This window comes from Type-D symbiont of Plautia stali, assembly GCF_001485335.1.
Classification (GTDB): Bacteria; Pseudomonadota; Gammaproteobacteria; order Enterobacterales; family Enterobacteriaceae; genus Pantoea; species Pantoea vagans_C.
Window position 1 is genome coordinate 1 of the sequence record NZ_BBOC01000027.1, and the last position, 18694, is coordinate 18694.

General features: G+C 55.4%; 16 protein-coding genes, 1 pseudogene and 1 other annotated feature. Of the genes and pseudogenes, 5 read left to right on the forward strand and 12 right to left on the reverse strand.

Features of this window, described 5'->3' with window-relative positions; genetic code table 11:
* Positions 1-377, reverse strand: a 377-nt coding sequence (locus PSSD_RS10585; RefSeq protein WP_153011431.1) for a LysR family transcriptional regulator, incomplete at its 3' end; no start/stop codon positions are given.
* A gap of 90 nt (positions 378-467) precedes the next feature.
* Between PSSD_RS10585 and PSSD_RS10590 the strand changes: the two genes are divergently transcribed.
* Positions 468-899 (forward strand): multidrug/biocide efflux PACE transporter, encoded by a 432-nt coding sequence (locus PSSD_RS10590; RefSeq protein ID WP_039330583.1) that lies wholly within the window; start codon positions 468-470, stop codon positions 897-899.
* Between the two features lie 81 nt (positions 900-980).
* Here PSSD_RS10590 and ushA read toward each other — a convergent pair whose 3' ends face one another.
* Positions 981-2675 (reverse strand): bifunctional UDP-sugar hydrolase/5'-nucleotidase UshA, encoded by a 1695-nt coding sequence (ushA, locus tag PSSD_RS10595; protein WP_058972252.1) that lies wholly within the window; start codon positions 2673-2675, stop codon positions 981-983.
* Positions 2676-2895: 220 nt separating this feature from the next.
* Here ushA and PSSD_RS10600 point away from each other — a divergent pair, with 220 nt between their 5' ends.
* Positions 2896-4092 carry an MFS transporter gene (locus tag PSSD_RS10600; protein WP_058971704.1) on the forward strand — a complete coding sequence of 399 codons (1197 nt, stop codon included), beginning with the start codon at positions 2896-2898 and terminating at the stop codon, positions 4090-4092.
* Positions 4093-4312: 220 nt separating this feature from the next.
* On the forward strand, positions 4313-6001 hold the full coding sequence (gene ybaL / locus PSSD_RS10605) for a YbaL family putative K(+) efflux transporter (protein WP_058971707.1): 1689 nt from the start codon (positions 4313-4315) through the stop codon (positions 5999-6001).
* A gap of 398 nt (positions 6002-6399) precedes the next feature.
* On the opposite strand, the gene PSSD_RS10610 is transcribed toward ybaL, so the two are convergent.
* The 4 genes from PSSD_RS10610 to PSSD_RS10625 all read right to left on the reverse strand — a co-directional run bounded on the left by PSSD_RS10610 (position 6400) and on the right by PSSD_RS10625 (position 10537).
* Positions 6400-7701: an inosine/guanosine kinase gene (locus PSSD_RS10610; RefSeq protein ID WP_058971710.1), complete on the reverse strand. Its 1302-nt coding sequence runs from the start codon at positions 7699-7701 to the stop codon at positions 6400-6402.
* Positions 7702-7758: 57 nt separating this feature from the next.
* Positions 7759-8718 carry a ferrochelatase gene (gene hemH / locus PSSD_RS10615; RefSeq protein ID WP_039330102.1) on the reverse strand — a complete coding sequence of 320 codons (960 nt, stop codon included), beginning with the start codon at positions 8716-8718 and terminating at the stop codon, positions 7759-7761.
* A 191-nt stretch (positions 8719-8909) separates the two neighbouring features.
* Positions 8910-9554, reverse strand: a complete 645-nt coding sequence (gene adk / locus PSSD_RS10620) for an adenylate kinase (protein ID WP_039330101.1) — start codon at positions 9552-9554, stop codon at positions 8910-8912.
* 152 nt (positions 9555-9706) lie between these two features.
* Positions 9707-10537, reverse strand: a complete 831-nt coding sequence (locus PSSD_RS10625; RefSeq protein WP_039330100.1) for a DUF6024 family protein — start codon at positions 10535-10537, stop codon at positions 9707-9709.
* 190 nt (positions 10538-10727) lie between these two features.
* On the opposite strand from PSSD_RS10625, the pseudogene PSSD_RS10630 reads away from it, so the two are divergent.
* Positions 10728-11596: pseudogene (locus PSSD_RS10630) on the forward strand (LysR substrate-binding domain-containing protein).
* A gap of 163 nt (positions 11597-11759) precedes the next feature.
* Here PSSD_RS10630 and htpG read toward each other — a convergent pair.
* From htpG to PSSD_RS10660, 6 genes are all read right to left on the reverse strand, one after another.
* Entirely contained in the window at positions 11760-13634 is a 1875-nt protein-coding gene (htpG, locus tag PSSD_RS10635; RefSeq protein ID WP_058971713.1) for a molecular chaperone HtpG, read from the reverse strand.
* A gap of 158 nt (positions 13635-13792) precedes the next feature.
* Positions 13793-14398 carry a recombination mediator RecR gene (gene recR / locus PSSD_RS10640; RefSeq protein WP_058971716.1) on the reverse strand — a complete coding sequence of 202 codons (606 nt, stop codon included), beginning with the start codon at positions 14396-14398 and terminating at the stop codon, positions 13793-13795.
* Positions 14398-14727, reverse strand: coding sequence for a YbaB/EbfC family nucleoid-associated protein (locus PSSD_RS10645; protein ID WP_031377860.1), 330 nt, complete (start codon positions 14725-14727; stop codon positions 14398-14400). Before PSSD_RS10645 ends, recR begins: the two co-directional genes overlap by 1 nt.
* A gap of 52 nt (positions 14728-14779) precedes the next feature.
* Positions 14780-16759 carry a DNA polymerase III subunit gamma/tau gene (gene dnaX, locus PSSD_RS10650; RefSeq protein ID WP_058971719.1) on the reverse strand — a complete coding sequence of 660 codons (1980 nt, stop codon included), beginning with the start codon at positions 16757-16759 and terminating at the stop codon, positions 14780-14782.
* Positions 15377-15438, reverse strand: a sequence feature (DnaX frameshifting element). Its footprint overlaps the gene before it by 62 nt.
* A 229-nt stretch (positions 16760-16988) precedes the next feature.
* A complete protein-coding gene (gene apt, locus PSSD_RS10655) occupies positions 16989-17540 on the reverse strand; it encodes an adenine phosphoribosyltransferase (protein ID WP_058971722.1) in 552 nt (183 codons plus the stop codon).
* 153 nt (positions 17541-17693) lie between these two features.
* A complete protein-coding gene (locus PSSD_RS10660; protein WP_058971725.1) occupies positions 17694-18074 on the reverse strand; it encodes a DUF454 family protein in 381 nt (126 codons plus the stop codon).
* A gap of 57 nt (positions 18075-18131) precedes the next feature.
* Here PSSD_RS10660 and priC point away from each other — a divergent pair, with 57 nt between their 5' ends.
* Positions 18132-18644: a primosomal replication protein PriC gene (gene priC / locus PSSD_RS10665; RefSeq protein ID WP_058972242.1), complete on the forward strand. Its 513-nt coding sequence runs from the start codon at positions 18132-18134 to the stop codon at positions 18642-18644.
* Positions 18645-18694: the final 50 nt, after the last annotated feature.

The following is an 18694-nucleotide window of genomic DNA, read 5'->3' on the forward strand; positions in this document are numbered from 1 at the left end:
CACTCAAATTCGATGTCCGGATAACGAGATTCGAAGCGGTTCAGCAGATTTTCATGATGATCCGCCTGCCAGAAATCTGAGATCGCCAGACTCAGCCGTGGCTCCACCCCTTGCGACAGGCGCGCCGCCAGTTCATCCAGCCGCTGGCTGGCCGCCAGAATCTGCTGTACCTGAGCCAGCGCACGTTGCCCCTGTTCCGTTAGCACCGGCTGACGCCCGCTGCGATCAAACAGGGTGAAACCTAAGTCATCTTCCAGATTCGCCACCGCACTGCTGATGATGGACTGACTTTTCGCCAGTGCGCGTGCCGCCGCCGAAAAGGATCCGCTGGCCACCGTCTGCACAAAGGCCTCAAGGGATTCCGGGGAGTATTTCATGGTGAACCATCGCTTTTATCGATAGGTAATCATTTTATCTTAGCATTTCACGGTGAGAAAATACGCGGCGTAACCAAAAAGGAGGTTTTTATGCGTACCCGTTCGCTGAAAGAACGTTTTTGTCATGCCGCAGGATTTGAAGTGCTGGCGATTTTAACTGTTGCACCGCTGGCTGCCTGGGTGATGGATAAACCGCTGTTTCAGATGGGCGCGTTGGCGATTATGTTATCGACCGTCGCTATGCTGTGGAACATGATCTATAACAGCGGTTTTGATCGTATCTGGCCGCCGCACGTGAAACGTGGTCTGGGTCTGCGTGCGGTGCACGCACTGGGCTTCGAGGGGGGCTTTATCGTGATTGGCCTGCCGATTGCGGCCTGGATGCTGAATATTACGCTGCTGGAAGCGTTCGTGCTGGAAGTGGCGTTCTTTCTGTTCTTCCTGCCTTATACCATGGCGTATAACTGGATGTGGGATAAGCTGCGCCAGCGCTGGGTTGGGCAAAAGTCCTGCCAGGCATAAAAAATCAGTGTTCAATAATCGTAGCGGCGCGATTTATCGCGCAATAAATTGCGCCGCTACAGACCCAGCCGCTAACCTAAATTAATTATGCGCCATGCGCGGCCAGATCCACGCCAGAATGGCCTGCGGATAGCTGCGCTTCCTTGGCTTCTCCTGCGCTTTATCTCGCTCTTGCACCTGCGCTTCCGTCAGATGCGTGATCCCTGTGGGTGCATAATCAGCCACTTTAAGCGGTGAGTGCTGGCTGACGTAATCGCGCAGCACGTCCGCATCACGCTGCCCGGTATTGTTAAAACCAGCATGGCTCTCAATCTGCGGATATCCATCGCCGCCGCTGGCGTTAAAACTGTTGGTGGCCATGCGATAGGTTTTGTCCTTTTGCAGCGGTTCGCCATTGATCTTCACATCGCTTACCGCTTTACCATCCGCCACCAGACTGATGTTGCTGAACTGCGCAAAGCCGCCGGAGTTGGGTTTGATATTCGCCACGGTCGCGAGATAACTCAGCAGCTCGTTGCCGGTTAAGGTGACGGAAACCACCTGATTACCAAACGGCTGCACCTGTAACAGGTCGCGCCAGCTCAATTTGCCTTCCGCTAATGAGGTGCGAATGCCGCCCCCGCTCATCACCGCAAAATCCGCTTGGGTCGCGGCCATCTGCGCACGCAGAATCAGCTGACCGAGATTGGTTTGTTCAAAGCGCACCTTGTCGCGCTCACCGACAAATACGCCATCGCTGCTGCCCACGCTGACATCCAGCTTCTTCGCGGCACGCAGTTGATACGGCGTCAGCAGTTTCATCATGGCGCTGTTAGGCGGGATCTCTTCCTGCCAGGTCAGCCAGGAAACACTGCCATCAAGGTTTTTCACCTCATGCTTAAGATTCACCGGGATCAGCTGATAGCTGTCCAGCGTCAGCTCACCGTTACGGAAGGTGAAATCGCCGCGACCGACATATTTGCCCCACTCTTTCGCTTGCATGATCCACACGCCATTTTGCCGATCGGGCTGGCACGGCTGGCCCGGCTGATAATCTTTGACGCTGACATTCTCTTTTTCCATGCACACCGCATCTTGCGAGTGGCCGCCAATGATCACATTAATAGTCCCCGGCGGCAGGCTGCGCGCTAACTCCACATCGCCCGGCGCATTGCTACCATGCTGGCCGTCGTCGTAATGCCCCATGTGGGTTAAGGCCACGATGACATCGGGTTTCTCGCTGGCGCGCAATTCCGCTACCGCTTTTTCTGTCTCTTTCACCGGATCGCGAATATCGATCTCAGCAATATTTTCCGGGTTGGAGATTTTTAAGGTGTCGGTGGTGGTCAGGCCAATCACCGCAATTTTCAAACCCATGCGGTTAAAGATCGCCCACGGCTTAAACAGGCGCTGATCGCTGCCTTTTTGATAGATATTGGCGGAGAGAAACGGGAATTTCGCCCACTTCTGCTGCATTTGCAGCACGCTGAGCGGCTTGTCGAATTCATGATTACCCAGCGCCATGGCATCGTAACCAATCAGGTTCATGCCACGGATATCGGGTTCTGCGTTCAATAAATCGGACTCCGGTACGCCGGTGTTCACATCCCCGGCAGAAAGGATCAATGCGCCGCCGCCCCGCGCCTGCACATCATAACGCTGTTTATCCATCAGCGTTTTCTGCGCGGCCAGACCGTATTCGCCCTGCGCATTCGGCCAGTAGCGACCATGATGATCGTTGGTGTGCAGAATACTAAAACGATAAGTCCGATCCGTTTGCCAGGCCTGCGCCAGCATCGGCAGTAACAGCACGATCAGCGCTAACCAGCGCCCTTTCCGCGGTAATGACAACAAAGCCGATCTCCTTATTCTGCGTTTTTCCACTTAGCCGTGGACTTAATGTGCTTTATCACTCATCTGTGTCGCACAGATGGCACTTTAACTCAAGACCAAAGGCTTATAGAGTCACTCAGGTATTAACAAACTGATAACGATAAACGCACTCTCAGGATTTTTTATGGCAAGTGAAATCGCAACCCCAGCGCGTGCGCCGGGACGCACTGCTTTTGGCATTTTAGGTGCCATCAGCCTCGCGCATCTGCTTAACGATATGCTGCAATCGCTGCTGCTGGCGATCTACCCAATGCTGCAAAAGGATTTTAGCCTTAACTTCGTGCAGATTGGTCTGATCACGCTGACTTTCCAGGTCACCGCGTCATTACTGCAACCGCTAATTGGCTACTACACGGATAAATACCCTAAGCCCTGGTCGCTGCCAGTCGGCATGGGTTTTACCCTGTGTGGACTCGTGTTATTGACCTTCTCCTCGACTTATCCGCAGGTGCTGCTGGCGGCCGCGCTGGTGGGCAGCGGTTCCTCCGTATTTCACCCGGAATCTTCTCGCGTGGCGCGTATGGCCTCTGGTGGACGTCACGGACTGGCGCAGTCGCTGTTCCAGGTGGGCGGTAATTTTGGAAGCGCATTAGGGCCACTGCTGGCGGCGATGATCGTCGCGCCTTACGGCAAAGGCCATCTGGGCTGGTTTGTGCTGGTGGCACTGCTCGGCATTATTGTGTTGTTGCAGGTGAGCCGCTGGTACAGCCACCAGCATCGTGCCAGCAAGGCGAAACCCGCCGCTGCACCGGTCAATGTACTGCCGCGTAAGAAAGTCGCTTTTGCCATTAGCATCCTGCTGCTGCTGATTTTCTCCAAATACTTCTATCTCACCAGCCTGAGCAGCTATTACACCTTCTATTTAATGCAGAAATTTGGACTTTCAGTGCAAGCGTCCCAATTCCACCTGTTTGCCTTTCTCGGCGCAGTGGCGGCCGGCACCATTATTGGCGGGCCGATTGGCGATAAAATTGGGCGTAAATACGTGATTTGGTGTTCGATTCTGGGTGTCGCGCCCTTTACGTTGCTGCTGCCGCACGCCAACTTGATGTGGACCAGCGTATTAAGCGTCATCATTGGCTTGATTCTGGCATCGGCGTTTTCCGCCATCCTGGTCTACGCGCAAGAGTTGATGCCGGGACGTATCGGCATGGTTTCAGGGCTATTTTTCGGTTTCGCCTTCGGCATGGGCGGCTTGGGTGCCGCCGTTCTTGGCGTGGTGGCTGACCACACCAGTATCGAATGGGTATATCAAATCTGTGCCTGGCTGCCTTTGATTGGCCTTTTGACCGCTTTCCTGCCTGATAACCGCCACGCCTGAACCGCTTTTGGGGGGCAATTTTTTTCTATCGCCCCCCTCTACTCTGCGTAAATCCTGCCGATAGCGTGAGATAACTGAGAAAAATGCTGCTTCAGCTGCGTTTTCTTCTCATTTTTTCAATTTTTTCGCTTTTCACCGCTCAAATGTTTAAACGCGGTGGAGGATTGTGCATTACACTAGGTTGTTACAAGCGGATACATTTGCATACAAGGAGACAGGCATGCATCACACCACACCGTTGATCACCACCATTGTCGGGGGCCTGGTCCTCGCCTTTCTCCTTGGTATGCTGGCGAATCGTCTGCGTGTTTCTCCGCTGGTGGGCTATTTACTGGCTGGCGTGCTCGCCGGCCCTTTCACGCCAGGTTTTGTCGCCGATACCAATCTTGCCCCTGAGTTAGCCGAACTGGGCGTCATTCTGCTGATGTTTGGCGTTGGTCTGCACTTTTCCCTGAAAGATTTAATGTCGGTAAAGTCGATCGCCATTCCCGGTGCTGTCGCGCAGATTGCGGTCGCCACGCTGCTGGGGATGGGGCTTTCCTGGGCCATGGGCTGGTCCTGGATGACCGGCTTAGTGTTTGGTCTGTGCCTCTCGACCGCCAGTACCGTGGTGTTACTGCGTGCGTTGGAAGAGCGCCAACTGATTGACAGCCAGCGCGGACAAATCGCCATCGGCTGGCTGATTGTCGAAGATTTAGTGATGGTGCTGACGCTGGTGCTGCTGCCCGCGATTGCCGGCATGCTGGAGGAAGGGAACGCCAGCCCGACGCTGCTGCTGTGGGATTTGATGCTGACCATCGGCAAAGTCGTCGCCTTTATGGTGCTGATGATGGTAGTTGGCCGCCGCGTGGTGCCGTGGATTCTGGCCAAAAGTGCCGCAACCGGCTCGCGTGAACTCTTTACCTTGTCGGTGCTGGCGCTGGCATTGGGCATCGCCTTTGGCGCAGTGGAATTCTTCGATGTCTCCTTTGCGCTCGGCGCCTTCTTCGCCGGTATGGTGCTGAATGAATCCGAACTCAGCCATCGCGCCGCCCACGACACACTCCCGTTGCGCGATGCGTTCGCGGTGCTGTTCTTTGTCTCCGTTGGCATGCTGTTTGACCCGATGATATTGATCGAACAGCCACTCGCCGTGCTGGGTGCGCTGGCAATCATCGTGCTGGGTAAATCCATCGCCGCCTGGCTGCTGGTCACCCTGCTCGGCCACTCACGCCGCACTGCTATGACCATTTCCGTGAGCCTGGCGCAGATTGGTGAGTTCGCCTTTATCCTGGCAGGTCTGGGGATTTCGCTCGGCATGCTGAGTGATGAGGGCCGCAATCTGGTACTGGCTGCCGCGATTATCTCCATTATGCTGAACCCGATTCTGTTCACCCTGCTGGAACGTTATCTCGAGAAGACTGAAACCATCGAAGAGCAGACGCTGGAAGAGGCCATTGAAGACGAGAAACAGATTCCAGTGGATATCTGCAACCATGCGGTGATCGTCGGTTATGGACGCGTGGGAAGCTTGCTGGGGCAGAAATTACTGGAAGCGGATGTGCCGTTAGTGGTGGTGGAAAACTCTCGGCCACGCGTCGAAGCGCTGCGCGAGCAAGGTATCAAAGCGGTGCTGGGCAATGCGGCACGTGTTGATACCATGGAATTAGCCCGACTCGATTGCGCCCGCTGGCTGCTGCTGACCATCCCGAATGGCTATGAAGCGGGTGAGATCGTTACCGCCGCCCGCGAGAAACGCCCGGATATCGAGATCATTGCGCGCGCGCATTATGACGATGAAGTGAATTACATCATTGAACGCGGAGCCAATCGCGTGGTGATGGGCGAACGTGAGATTGCCAACAGCATGTTGAACGTGTTGCAGGAAGAGATTGCCGAGCAACCGATTGTGCGTGAGTGCCCGATTTAATTTGGCGCCGTTATTAAACAGGTCGCCATAAATGGCGTAAGTCTCGTCAGTTAAGCGACTGACGATAACGCCGTCTGGGGTCGCATCGGGGTTATCCGCAGCGCTGAGACTTTTACGTTGGGCCAGGAGCCCCACGCGGGGAGGCGTGGGGCAGTTCGCGGCCGACCATGAATGGTCATCCGCGAACGGTCCGTCCGGCACGACGTGGAAGTCGAAGGTACCGCTTTAGCGGCGCGAGGACGGCCCAGAGGGGGCAGTAGTGGCGGCAGAGCCCGCACAGAAAAGACAGGCCACTTATCAATAAGCAGCCTGAGTCCTTAACTGACAAGCATTACGCCATAAATGGCGACCCTGGAAATTCAATCACGAAGGGTGCGCATTGATGCGCACCGGTTTCATTATCGATCCCAATACGACTCTTCTAAACTGTCTTCCCTTTCCGGCAGGCCGCGCGTCAGGCGTGGAGAGTGCTGATTAAGCACCTGATAACTCACCCGGTTCGCATACTTACATACCTGCGCCAGCGACGAATAAGTGAGATATTCGCGCGCATGCTTGCTGGAGTTCGGGACTTTCTGGCGATGGAAATTGTTGGCGGTGATATCGTGCAGCAGCGCCGCTAACGCACCATCACCCGCGCCGTTGGTATTCATGATTTTCTCGGGTCCGCCCATGTAAGGCGCGATATGCGAGAAAATACGCAGCGGCTGCTGACAATCCTGATGTCGCATCGCACGGCTGAATTCAAACTGGTTAAACTCAGCAATCGCTCCCGGCAGCAGCGGATGGTTGGTTTTACGCTTGAATGCTTCCTCGGTGAAACCCGCCATATACAAGCCGGTTGGTCCGGCGGTACACAGCACCAGATCCACCCAATCCAGCGCCATGTTCGATGCCAGCAGCGGATCTTGTTCACCGGTTAAGGCAAAGGCCTCTTCTTCGTTCATCGCCACGATCGAGACATGATTGCGCAGGAAATCACGCCAGAACTCAGGGTTATCCTGAATCACGTATTTGGTGCCCAGCGTCAACACCACTGGCACGTTGTACTTTTTCGCGTATTCAATGGCACGCAGCGTCGCGTCAGGCATCGGTTCGCCGGGTTGGCAACGCACAAGATAAGAGGTCAAAACCAGTGCTGAGGCACCGGCAATCATTGCTTCTGGAATGCTGTCAGCCTTGAGTTGGTTCATCAAACCGGGGCTGATGGCAAAGGTACGTTCGCCCTGCTCGCCAATCAGCGTAAAGCAGCGGCCAATCGCGCCATCGACGCCTTGCAAATAATTGAGATCCATACGGCTGGAGGTATTGCACAGATAGCGATAGGCGTAGCCACCAATCTGGATGTTATTACACATCACGCCAAGCAGCACCGAACGATCGTCCGCGAGAACAGAGTAGTTGTGTAGCGTATTGCCGATGGTGCCACCGGCAAACTGATGGCTGATCAGCCCTTCACGCATCAGTTCGTCATATAAGGCTTCGGCGGTGGCATCGTCAATCACCAGCGAATGACCGGCACTCAAGCCATAGCGCTGTAAGAAAGCGTCATCGACTTTAGCCTCAATATCCACCAGCGTTTGGTCGATACCGACCACCCAACTGCCCTCTTCCTGCTCTTGAGGCGTGGCTTGCAGCAGTGGGTCGCGCGCGTTGACGGGGAAATAATGTTTGGATTTGCGTTTGCCGGGAAATTTCATCGTGGCTGCCGTAAGGGAAATCTGACAGAGAATGATATCACACTCTCTGTCATCACTTTATCGGCGTGCGTTAACCAGTTGCACCATCATCTCGATATGCTCGTCATCGGCGTTGAGCGCAGGGATATATTCAAACTTCTCGCCGCCCGCATGCAGGAAGAACTCACAGTTCTGCTCGCTGATCTCTTCCAGTGTTTCCAGACAGTCTGCGGCAAAACCTGGACTCATCACCTGCACATGCTTGATGCCTTTGGCTGGCAAACCTTGCATGGTTTCATCGGTATACGGCGTTAACCACGGCTCGCGGCCAAAGCGTGACTGGAACGTCATCATAATTTTATGCGGCGCAATGCCTAACGCGGCGGCCAGCGCATCCGTGGTGTCTTTGCAACGCAACGGATAATCATCGCCTTCGTCCGCAAAGCGCTGCGGAATGCCGTGATAAGAGAGCACCAACAGATCGGGTTCGCCGTGCAGCGCAAAGGAGCGCTCTACCGAGGCTTTCAGTGCCGCGATGTAGGCCGGATGCTCCGCATAATCGCGGATAAAGGCAACGCTCGGCAACGAACGCAGCGGCTTGAAGCTGGCGGCCAGGCCATCCCACACTGCGGCTACCGTTGAGCAGGAGAACTGCGGATAGAGCGGCAGCACAATCAGTTGTGTGACTCCTTGCGCCAGTAAACGCTGCACCGCACCGTCAAGGCTCGGTTGCCCGTAGCTCATTCCCAACTCAACCGGCATATCCAGCCGCTGGGCGAGCGCATCTCGCTGACGTTTACTGAACACCATCAGCGGTGAGCCCTCTTCCATCCAGACGGACGCGTAAAGTTTCGAGACGCGCGGCGATCGGAACGGCAAGATGGCAAAATTCAGGATCGGCCACCACAACCAACGTGGAGTATCCACCACGCGCGGGTCGCCAAGGAATTGTTTCAGGTAGCGCTTAACAGCTGGTGTAGTGGGTGCATCTGGTGTGCCTAAATTAACCAGCAAAACCCCGGGCTTTTCTTGCCTCATTGTATTTCCTTGATGTCGAAACGAATGGGTCAAAATCGAGGGAAATTGTAGCGGAAATCGTGGGAGGGGAAAGCAATTGCTGCAAAAGGGCCGGACAACCGACCCTTTATAGCACAACCCTTAATCATTCAAATGGCAGGAAGGTGGCAAACGAGAGCAGCCAACGCGCCTGCACATTGAAGTATGTCGGGTTAACCGAGAATACCGGCCAGTTGCGTGCTCACTTCAGCAACCTTACGGGTGCCATCGATCTTGTGATACTGGGTGTTACCGTCTGCTGCTTCTTTGCTGTAGTAAGCAATCAGCGGTGCAGTCAGCTGATGGTATTCCACCAGACGCTTACGCACGGTTTCTTCCTGGTCGTCTTTACGCGTGGTCAGCTCTTCGCCGGTCACATCGTCTTTACCTTCCACTTTTGGTGGGTTGTAAGTGACGTGATAAACGCGGCCAGACGGCGTATGTACGCGACGTCCCACAATACGATCCACAATCAGTTCGTCCGGTACAGCAAACTCCAGCACGAAATCCACGTTGATGCCTGCTTCTTTCATGGCGTCAGCCTGCGGGATAGTGCGTGGGAAGCCATCGAGCAGGAAACCGTTTTTGCAGTCTTCCTGCGCGATACGCTCTTTAACCAGCGCAATCACCAGCTCGTCAGTCACCAGTTTACCGGCATCCATGATGGCTTTCGCCTGTTGGCCCAGTTCGGTGCCTGCTTTTACTGCCGCACGCAACATGTCACCGGTGGAGATTTGCGGAATACCGTATTTCTCCATGATGAATTGAGCCTGAGTGCCTTTACCTGCGCCCGGTGCCCCGAGCAGAATAATACGCATTGCGTAATTCCCCTTGCGAATCGCATTGATCAATCTGAGAAGGCCAAGAACATACCATTATGACCCGCGCACCACAAGGAAACGGGCGCGCTTCCGATGAAAGGTTTCACTTTGACCTGCTTTGACAGCCAACACCAGCGGAGCGCCCATTTTTAGGAATTGCGGCTAAGGCTTAACACTTCTTTTAGGCGTTTTTTCAGTGTCGGCGTCATATTTTGGTTCTTATTGACGCTGCCGCGTACGCTGGCATGCAGCCGCAGACGCTGCTGAGTCGGCAACAGCTGCATATCCTGCGGTAATTCGGCCAGCTTCAGGCCTGCAGGTAGCGGGAACAGCGCGAACGGCAGCCCGTGTTGCTGAATCGATTGCAGCTCAACGGGGGCATCAAGTGTGATGTTATCCACGCTTGCGATGTTAAACGGCCGCCAGTCGCTATTTTCCATTAATATCAGCGCCTGATCCAACGCCTCACCAAACGCCAGTCCCTGCTCGAACAAGCGCAGCTCACTGCGTACCAGCGTACTGAAATCGTTGGTTTTCAGGGCGATAAGCACCAGGTCACTGCTCAATGCCGCGTGGCGGTCAAGACGCGTCACAAACAAACGCGCATCGCTCACTAAACGTTTGTGTAGCAAGGTAGCAAAGGATTCGGATGCATCCGTCACGCCCTGGCTTTGGCACTCAGCCAGTGTCCGCACGCGACCCTGTTGCATATCTACGTGCTCAATAAAGGCGATATTGCCCGCCATCATGGGTAATGAAGGCAGAACACTGAGTTCGCTAACGGGATAGTGCGAGGCATAGCGTGTTTGGTTGCGTGCCTGTTCCTGACGCAGGAATAGCTGTGAGAGCAGCACCCGTGCAATATGCAGAGAGGGTGCAAAAAAGAGGTCGTAATTTTCCAGCCGGTAATGACGGGATAGCAAGCCGCGAAGTCGATCGCGCGCTGCCGCCGCCCTGGCAGTAGCATGTTGGTGATCCATCGCGAGAGGTTTCTCTATTATTATGATGCTGTGTGTGGTCGCGAATTGAGGGGCACATTAGCCGCGTTAAACACAGAGAAGGCCTTCCGTCAACCCGCCAGAATCTGGGGGAAAGGTTAGGCCAATGCGGCTGGACATTAAAATGATATAAACTGACAATCCCTGTTAGGTTTTTACACAGGGGATGAGTATGACCGCGCTTCCGTCGTTACGTGCACTGCACTATTTTCACCAGGCAGCCCTGCACAGCAGTTTCAGCGTTGCGGCCGAGCGTCTGCATGTGACTCATAGCGCCATCAGTCATCAGATTCGACAGCTGGAAAGCTGGATGGGTAAGCCTCTGTTTGTGCGCACCAATGGACGCGTCAAATTAACCTCACACGGCGAACGTTTGCTGGTGAGTTGTCAGAAAGCCTTTAGTGAACTCTCGACGACCTGCGAAAGCATTCGCACCGGCATGCGCCATCACCTCAGCGTTTCTTGCGCACCGAGTTTCCTCGCGCAATGGCTGATCCCACGTATTAGCAGTTTTATCAACGCTATCCGGATATCGAAGTCCAGTTTCAGCCGCTGGGCGAAATCGACCATCTGCGCAGCGAGCATACCGATTTGCTGATTCTCAGCTATGAGCAAACGCCGGATGAGGATATCGATGCCACGCTGATCAGCGATGATTATATTGGTCCGCTCTGTGCGCCTCAGTTCGCAGCACGTTTTCAAAGCGAGCAGGATTTGGCTTCGCTGCCGTTGCTGCATGCCGATACGCGCCTGCACGCCTGGGCGGAATGGGCGAAAACCAGCGGTGCTCGCGGCAATTTTTGGGTTGGTAAGCATTTCGATAATCTGACGTTAGGGATTCAGGCGGCGAGAAATGGCTTGGGTGTGATCATGGCACCGCGCTTGCTGGTTCGGCAGGAGTTGAGTGACGGGACGCTGATTGCGCCTTTGGGCTTTGTGCGCGCGGATCGTGCCACCTGGATGATGACCAAGCTGTCACGGCAGCATGACGCCGAGATCACCTTGTTCCGGGATTGGTTGCGGGACCAGGCCCTGCATTAAAAAAAGGTCGTCATAAATGACGACCCTACGGATTCATTTCATACCACACGCCTGGCTTGTGTTAGGTCGGCATTTATGCCGACCTTATGGATTCATTTCATACCAACGCACTGGCTTATGTAGGGTCGGCATTTATGCCGACCTGGTCAACCATCGCGCCCGATTACGCCGTCAGCAACTGATTCATACGACGGATAAACTGGTTCGGATCGTCCAGCGTGCCGCGTTCTGCCAGTAGCGCCTGATCCAGCAACAGCTCAACCCATTCAGCAAAATGCGTCTCATCGTGGGTATCCGCCACACGTTTCACCAGCGTATGCTCTGGGTTGATCTCGAAGATGTACTTCACATCCGGCACTTCCTGACCCGCCGCCGCAAACAGCTTCGCCATCTGGGTGGTCATTTCGTTGGCGTCCGTGGTGACAATCGCTGGGGTGTCGGTCAGACGATGCGTCAGACGCACCTCTTTCACGCGCTCGCCGAGCAGCGTTTTCACACGCTCAACAAAGGGCTCCAGCGCTTTTTCCGCTTCTTTCTGCTCTTCGGTCTCTTCATCCGCCAGTTTGCTCAGCGATTCATCCGCCTTGCTCACAGACTGGAAGGTCTTGCCGTCGAACTCGGTCAGGTAGCTCATCATCCACTCGTCGATACGATCGGACAACAGCAGCACCTCGATGCCTTTTTTGCGGAACAGTTCCAGATGCGGGCTGCTCTTCGCGGCGGCATAGCTGTCCGCGGTGATGTAGTAAATCTTCTCCTGCCCTTCCACCATACGGCTCAGGTAATCTTCGAGCGAAATGGTCTGCTCTGCACCTTCACTCTGGGTAGTGGCAAAACGTAGCAGCTTGGCAATCGCCTGCTGGTTGGTGTTGTCCTCTGCTGGGCCTTCTTTCAGCACCAGGCCAAACTCTTTCCAGAATTGCTGATATTTCTCAGCATCATCCTTCGCCAGTTTTTCCAGCATCTGCAGGCTACGCTTGGTCAGCGCGGCTCGCAGGCTTTGTGTCACGCGGCTATCCTGCAGGATTTCACGGGAGACGTTGAGCGGCAGATCGTTGGAATCGATCAGGCCACGCACGAAGCGCAGATAGTTCGGCATGAACTGCTCGGCATCGTCCATGATAAATACGCGCTGCACGTAGAGTTTCAGGCCGTGCTTGCTGTCGCGGTTGAACATGTCGAACGGCGCACGCTGCGGAATATACAGCAGGCTGGTGTACTCCTGCTTACCTTCTACGCGGTTGTGGCTCCAGATCGCCGGGTCGCTGAAATCATGGGCGATGTGTTTGTAGAACTCGTTGTACTCTTCATCGCTGATTTCTGACTTGTTACGCGTCCACAGCGCCTGGGCTTTGTTGATCTTCTCCCAGGTGGTGGTGTCGTTCTCTTCGTCTTTGGTTTCGATCTCCACCGGCAAGGCGATGTGATCGGAGTATTTGCTGATCACATTACGCACGCGCCATGCATCAAGGAAATCATCCTCGCCTGCGCGGAAGTGCAGCGTAATTTCGGTACCGCGATCGGCCTTCTCGATTTCAGCCAGGGTATATTCACCCTCACCCGCTGATTCCCAGAACACCGCTTCATCGGCTTTAGCACCGGCCGCACGGGTGCGCACGGTGACTTTATCGGCCACGATGAAGGCCGAGTAGAAGCCCACGCCAAACTGGCCGATCAACTGGCTGTCTTTCGCCTGATCGGAGCCCATGGATTCGAGGAACGCTTTGGTGCCCGATTTAGCAATGGTGCCGAGGTTCTCAATCACCTCATCACGACGCATACCGATGCCGTTGTCGCTCAGGGTCAGAGTGCGATTGTCCTTATCGACCGAGATACGCACGCGCAGGTCGCCATCGCCTTCATACAGATCTGGCGTAGACAGTGCGCGGAAGCGCAATTTGTCGGCGGCATCGGAGGCGTTGGAGATCAGCTCACGCAGGAAAATCTCTTTGTTTGAATAGAGGGAGTGGATCATCAGGTGCAGAAGTTGTTTTACCTCTGACTGGAAGCCACGCGTCTCTTGTCCTTTCATGGTCATTGCTACCTCAACTAAATCAGGGTTGATCATACCCCCTTCATACTTCAAGCCGCAGGCGCTTTGGCTGCATCTTGAATTATTTTGGGTATAGGTTGAGAAGGAAATGGGGATGATGAGGAGAAATTCAAGCCGATGTCCGTGAAGACATCGGCAAGTGATTAGAATTTAATCTTGTGACGTCCGGCAAGCGAGTGCGACAGCGTGGTGCCATCGACCATTTCCAACTCACCGCCCACTGGCACACCGTGCGCGATGCGGCTGGCATCAACGCCATATTGTCCGCACAGTTCAGCGATGTAGTTAGCTGTGGCTTCCCCTTCCACCGTCGGGTTGGTGGCGAGGATGACTTCCGTCAGGGTTTCACGCTCCAGCCGCTGCTCCAGCCGATCCAGGCCAATGTCCTGCGGACCAATGCCATCCAAGGGTGACAAATGGCCCATCAGCACAAAGTAGCGGCCGCCAAACTGGCCGGTCTGCTCAATGGCGTGGATATCGGCAGGGCTTTCCACCACGCAAATCTGACCGTTTTGTTGACGACGAGGATTGGCGCAAATGGTGCAGATTTCCTGCTCGGTGAAGGTGCGGCAATCGGCGCAGTGGCCGATTTCCGACATGGCACGGGTCAACGCCTGTGCCAGACGCATGCCACCGCTACGATCGCGCTGCAACAGATGAAAAGCCATGCGCTGCGCCGACTTCGGGCCAACGCCCGGCAGGCAGCGCAGTGACTCCATCAAAGATTCAAGCAGTGGACTGGTTTGCATCAGAACGGCATCTTGAAGCCAGGTGGCAGCTGCATGCCAGAAGAGACTGACGCCATCTTCTCTTTCTGCGTTTCGTCGATGCGACGTGCCGCATCGTTAAACGCAGCTGCGATCAAATCTTCCAGCATGTCTTTGTCATCTTCCAGCAAGCTAGGATCGACTTCGACACGGCGGCAGTTGTGTGCGCCATTGATGGTCACTTTCACCAAGCCAGCACCTGATTCACCGGTCACTTCCAGCGCGGCGATCTCTTCCTGAACTTTGGCCATTTTGTCTTGCATCTGCTGGGCCTGCTTCATCAGGTTGCCCAATCCGCCTTTACCAAACATAGTCTTCTCTCTCTGCTGGGGCTGCACGCAAACAAGCTGCGACAGCGGGTGTTCAAACGGGTCGAATACTCTCTTCATCCAGATCGGCATCGAAGAATCGACGCAAGGTCTGAATATGAGTATCGCTTTCGATCGACTGGCGCGCCTGCACCAGCTTCTCTTCATAAATGGCCTGACGCCATTCCAGTGGCGTCAATACCGCGGGATTATCATCTTCAACGATGGTCAGTTCAACCGTTTGTCCGGCTGAGTGACTGAGCGCCTCGGCCAGCGACTGTCGGGCAGACGCCGAATTCAGATGGCGCTGGCTGCTGCGCAGATGCAGTGTGACACTGTTTTCGCCCACTTCTTTCCACGCATTTAACGCCACCTGCTGCACCAGTTTGGGCAGCGTCAGTGCGGCAATTTCTGCTGCCCAGGCATCGCGCTGCTGGGCTTCTTCTGCCAGACGCAGCGCCAGCTCAGGCGTTTTCTCATGCTCCAGCGCGGAACGCAAGGCTTTTGGCGTAGCGACCGGCTCAGCTTTCACTTCCACCGTCTGCTGTGCTTTCCAGCGATAGGCTTCCGGTTTGGCCGGGGTTTTTACTGCCGGTTCTGCAGTACGCTGCTGCACACGTTCAGTGACACTGGCGAGACGTTCCAGCGCCGGATTCGCCGGCCGCGCGGAACGCGCTGCCGGCTCACTCTTTTTTGCTTTGCCGGCTCCCTGACGCAGCAACTGCGTTCGCGCCTGAAGTAGCTGACTGGTGGAGTCGGACAGATGTTCGGGGGCCGGTGGCATATCCGGGTAGTCATCGGCCATCGGCGGCGCATCGTGCATGGGCGGCGCCATCTGCGGCTGTGCAGCTGGCGCAGCTTTCGCGGCCGGAGCCGATGGCGCAACGGGCGCTTGTGGCGCGGCCTGCGGAATCAAGCTGGGGCGGGCGACCGGTTCGGCAATGGTGGCCTGCGGGTGGAAAGCCAGCGCACGCAGCAGTGTCATCTCAACGCCTAAACGACGATCCGGCGCCAGCGGCAGATCTTTACGCCCCATCAGCAGGGTCTGGTAATAGAGCTGAACATCGGCAGGCGGTAATACGCGGGCTAAGTCGCGCAGGCGCTGTGCCTGAGTAAGATCATCTTCGCCCAGCGAACTCGGCAAAAGTTGCACCATCGCCACGCGGTGCAGCAGACGCAGCATCTCCACCAGCAGCGCTTCCCACTCAACACCACGCGAGGCCGCCTGGTTCAGTAGCGCCATCACCTGCTCGCCCTGGCCATCAACCAAAGCTTCAATCAACGCCAGCGGCTGCTCATCATCCAGCGTGCCCAGCATCTGCGCCACGGTTTCACGCGTCACGCTGCCCTGCCCCATGGCAATCGCCTGGTCGGTCAGGCTGAGCGCATCGCGCATACTGCCGTCTGCGGCACGCGCCAGCAGATGCAGTGCGCGCGGCTCGGCGGCAATCTGCTCCTGCTGCAACACGTGCGCTAACTGCTGTTGAATTTGTTCAACATCCAGTGCTTTCAGATGGAATTGCAGACAGCGCGACAGAATAGTGACCGGCAGTTTTTGCGGATCGGTGGTCGCCAGCAGGAATTTAACGTGTGAAGGCGGCTCTTCCAGCGTTTTCAACAGTGCGTTGAAGCTGTGACGCGAGAGCATGTGCACTTCATCGATCAGGTAAACCTTGAAGCGCCCACGTGCCGGTGCGTACTGCACGTTATCCAGCAGATCGCGCGTGTCTTCGACTTTGGTGCGTGAGGCGGCGTCGATCTCAATCAGATCGACAAAACGGCCCTGCTCAATTTCACGGCAGTTGTCGCATTGACCACAAGGCGTGGAGGTGATGCCGGTTTCGCAGTTAAGGCCTTTCGCCAGCAGACGCGCGATCGACGTCTTCCCTACGCCGCGAGTACCGGAAAAGAGATAAGCATGATGGATTCGTCCCAGTGACAGCCCGTTGGCCAGCGCAGTCAGCACATGTTCCTGACCGACTACGTCAGCGAAAGCCTGGGGACGCCATTTTCGCGCAAGTACCTGATAGCTCATGTGGATTCGATCACTGGATTTTATTGAGTTGGCACAGCGGTGCGGCTAAGTGAACCGGGTTCCGCCACAGACAAAGGGGGAAAATGCAGCTTCGCAAAACCCTGTTTATATGGGCAGTAGTCTAACAGCCACAACAGGATATGCCTATACCCGAGATACGTTGAGTGAGAGGAGAGACTGGCGGTTTGACGGAGGGGCGGCCATCAGGCCGCCCAATGGCGCACGGGCCTTAGTGGCCGGGGAAATTCACCAGGCTGAAGCAGTCGATGCCCATCGCCGTCAGGCGCGCTTCACCGCTCAGATCGAACAAATTGATCACAAACGCGGCATCTTTCACTTCACCACCGGCACGGCGGATCAGCTTCACCGTGGCTTCCAGCGTACCGCCGGTCGCCAGCAGATCGTCAACCACCAGCACCACATCACCCGGCTTGATCGCGTCTTTATGCAACTCAAGCGCATCAGAGCCATACTCCAGCTCATAGCTTTCACTGAAGGTTTCACGCGGCAGTTTGCCTGGCTTACGTACCGGCACAAAACCCACGCCCAAACCTAACGCGACGGGTGCACCGAACAGGAAGCCACGCGCTTCAGTGCCCACCACTTTGGTGATGCCTTTACCACGATAGCGCTCAACCAGAATGCCGATCGACGCGGCATACGCCTGAGGGTCTTCCATCAAACTGGTGACGTCGCGGAACAGGATGCCCGGCTTAGGGTAGTCAGGAATGCTTTTGATGCTGTTTTTGATGAGTTCAAGCTGCTGAGCAGTTGCGGTCATAAGTGTTACGCCTGGAAAAATATCTAATACGCGAAGCTTCTGACAGCGCCAATACCCGGAGACCGGGTTAAGCGAAGACATTTAAACAGGGAAGCCACGCACGAAGATGCCCAAATCTATGCAAATACCCGGTTAAATGCAACCCTGACGCGCTTATTCGCGCGTGTCAGCATTTTCTGCCACTACCGGGATGCGCCACATAAACAGTAGCAGCGCGCACAACATGACGCCGAGCATAATCCGCACCCACAACATGTCGACGACATAGATAGAGACGGCAAAGGTGACGATAATCAGCAACATGGCGCGGCCTTTCGCGCCTGGCGGCATCGCGCGGTGCTGTTGCCAGTGGCGAATGTAACGGCCAAACGGTGAACGCCACAGCAGCCAGTGATGAAAGCGCGGCGAGGAACGGGCAAAACACCATGCCGCCAGCAACACAAATGGCGTGGTGGGCAATAAAGGTAATACAATGCCCAGCGTACCCAGCACAATCGCTAGCCAACCGAGGCTGATGAGTAAAATTCGCTGCATGCCTGATGCCTGATAAAGTCGGAACTGCGCTACGTTAACACAGTCGGAATCAGAGTGATGCCCCAACCGCCCGCACAACAGCGCTTACTTAACCTTGTCGATCAACTGCGCCAGCAGATTGCGCAGCAGCGCGATGGCGCATGCCGTCAGCCGCGTTTCGACGCACAGTTATTCCGGTGTAAAGGTACACGTTTAGCCGACTATCTTCTTGAGCTGGAACAAAATGTCACGCAACTGTTCGCGGTGGACACTGATGTCGCCCGTCGCCAATGGCTGGCGGAGAAGGTGCTGGACCAGATTGCGGCGTTACAGCGCGAATGCCAAAGCCAACAGCTGCGCACCTCACGTGAACGCCCACGCGTCGATCCGCGCCAGCAGAAGCGTGAAGAGTATCTGGGCTATGAAACCCGGCTGTTAGCGATGATTCAACAGCGCGAACAGCATCTGGCAAAAGCGGAGACGCTGAGCGTGCAGCAGCAACTCATTCGCGAAGTCGAAGTGCTGCACGAGCGTTTAGCGCGTTGTCGTTCGGCGCTACATAAACTGGAAATGTCATCCTCGACACGATAATCAGCGTCCGCTTTCCTCTATACTTTCCCCAACCATAAAAGGAGGAAAAT

Bases quoted from the DNA above. Each gene is read 5' to 3' on its own strand.
- PSSD_RS10600 (WP_058971704.1), top strand. From the start codon at position 2,896: ATGGCAAGTGAAATCGCAACCCCAGCGCGTGCGCCGGGACGCACTGCT.
- PSSD_RS10590 (WP_039330583.1), top strand. From the start codon at position 468: ATGCGTACCCGTTCGCTGAAAGAACGTTTTTGTCATGCCGCAGGATTT.
- apt (WP_058971722.1), bottom strand. From the start codon at position 17,540: ATGACCGCAACTGCTCAGCAGCTTGAACTCATCAAAAACAGCATCAAA.
- adk (WP_039330101.1), bottom strand. From the start codon at position 9,554: ATGCGTATTATTCTGCTCGGGGCACCGGGCGCAGGTAAAGGCACTCAG.
- PSSD_RS10625 (WP_039330100.1), bottom strand. From the start codon at position 10,537: ATGGATCACCAACATGCTACTGCCAGGGCGGCGGCAGCGCGCGATCGA.
- dnaX (WP_058971719.1), bottom strand. From the start codon at position 16,759: ATGAGCTATCAGGTACTTGCGCGAAAATGGCGTCCCCAGGCTTTCGCT.
- htpG (WP_058971713.1), bottom strand. From the start codon at position 13,634: ATGACCATGAAAGGACAAGAGACGCGTGGCTTCCAGTCAGAGGTAAAA.
- ybaL (WP_058971707.1), top strand. From the start codon at position 4,313: ATGCATCACACCACACCGTTGATCACCACCATTGTCGGGGGCCTGGTC.
- PSSD_RS10645 (WP_031377860.1), bottom strand. From the start codon at position 14,727: ATGTTTGGTAAAGGCGGATTGGGCAACCTGATGAAGCAGGCCCAGCAG.
- PSSD_RS10610 (WP_058971710.1), bottom strand. From the start codon at position 7,701: ATGAAATTTCCCGGCAAACGCAAATCCAAACATTATTTCCCCGTCAAC.
- priC (WP_058972242.1), top strand. From the start codon at position 18,132: ATGCCCCAACCGCCCGCACAACAGCGCTTACTTAACCTTGTCGATCAA.
- ushA (WP_058972252.1), bottom strand. From the start codon at position 2,675: ATGCTGGCGCAGGCCTGGCAAACGGATCGGACTTATCGTTTTAGTATT.
- hemH (WP_039330102.1), bottom strand. From the start codon at position 8,718: ATGAGGCAAGAAAAGCCCGGGGTTTTGCTGGTTAATTTAGGCACACCA.
- PSSD_RS10660 (WP_058971725.1), bottom strand. From the start codon at position 18,074: ATGCAGCGAATTTTACTCATCAGCCTCGGTTGGCTAGCGATTGTGCTG.
- recR (WP_058971716.1), bottom strand. From the start codon at position 14,398: ATGCAAACCAGTCCACTGCTTGAATCTTTGATGGAGTCACTGCGCTGC.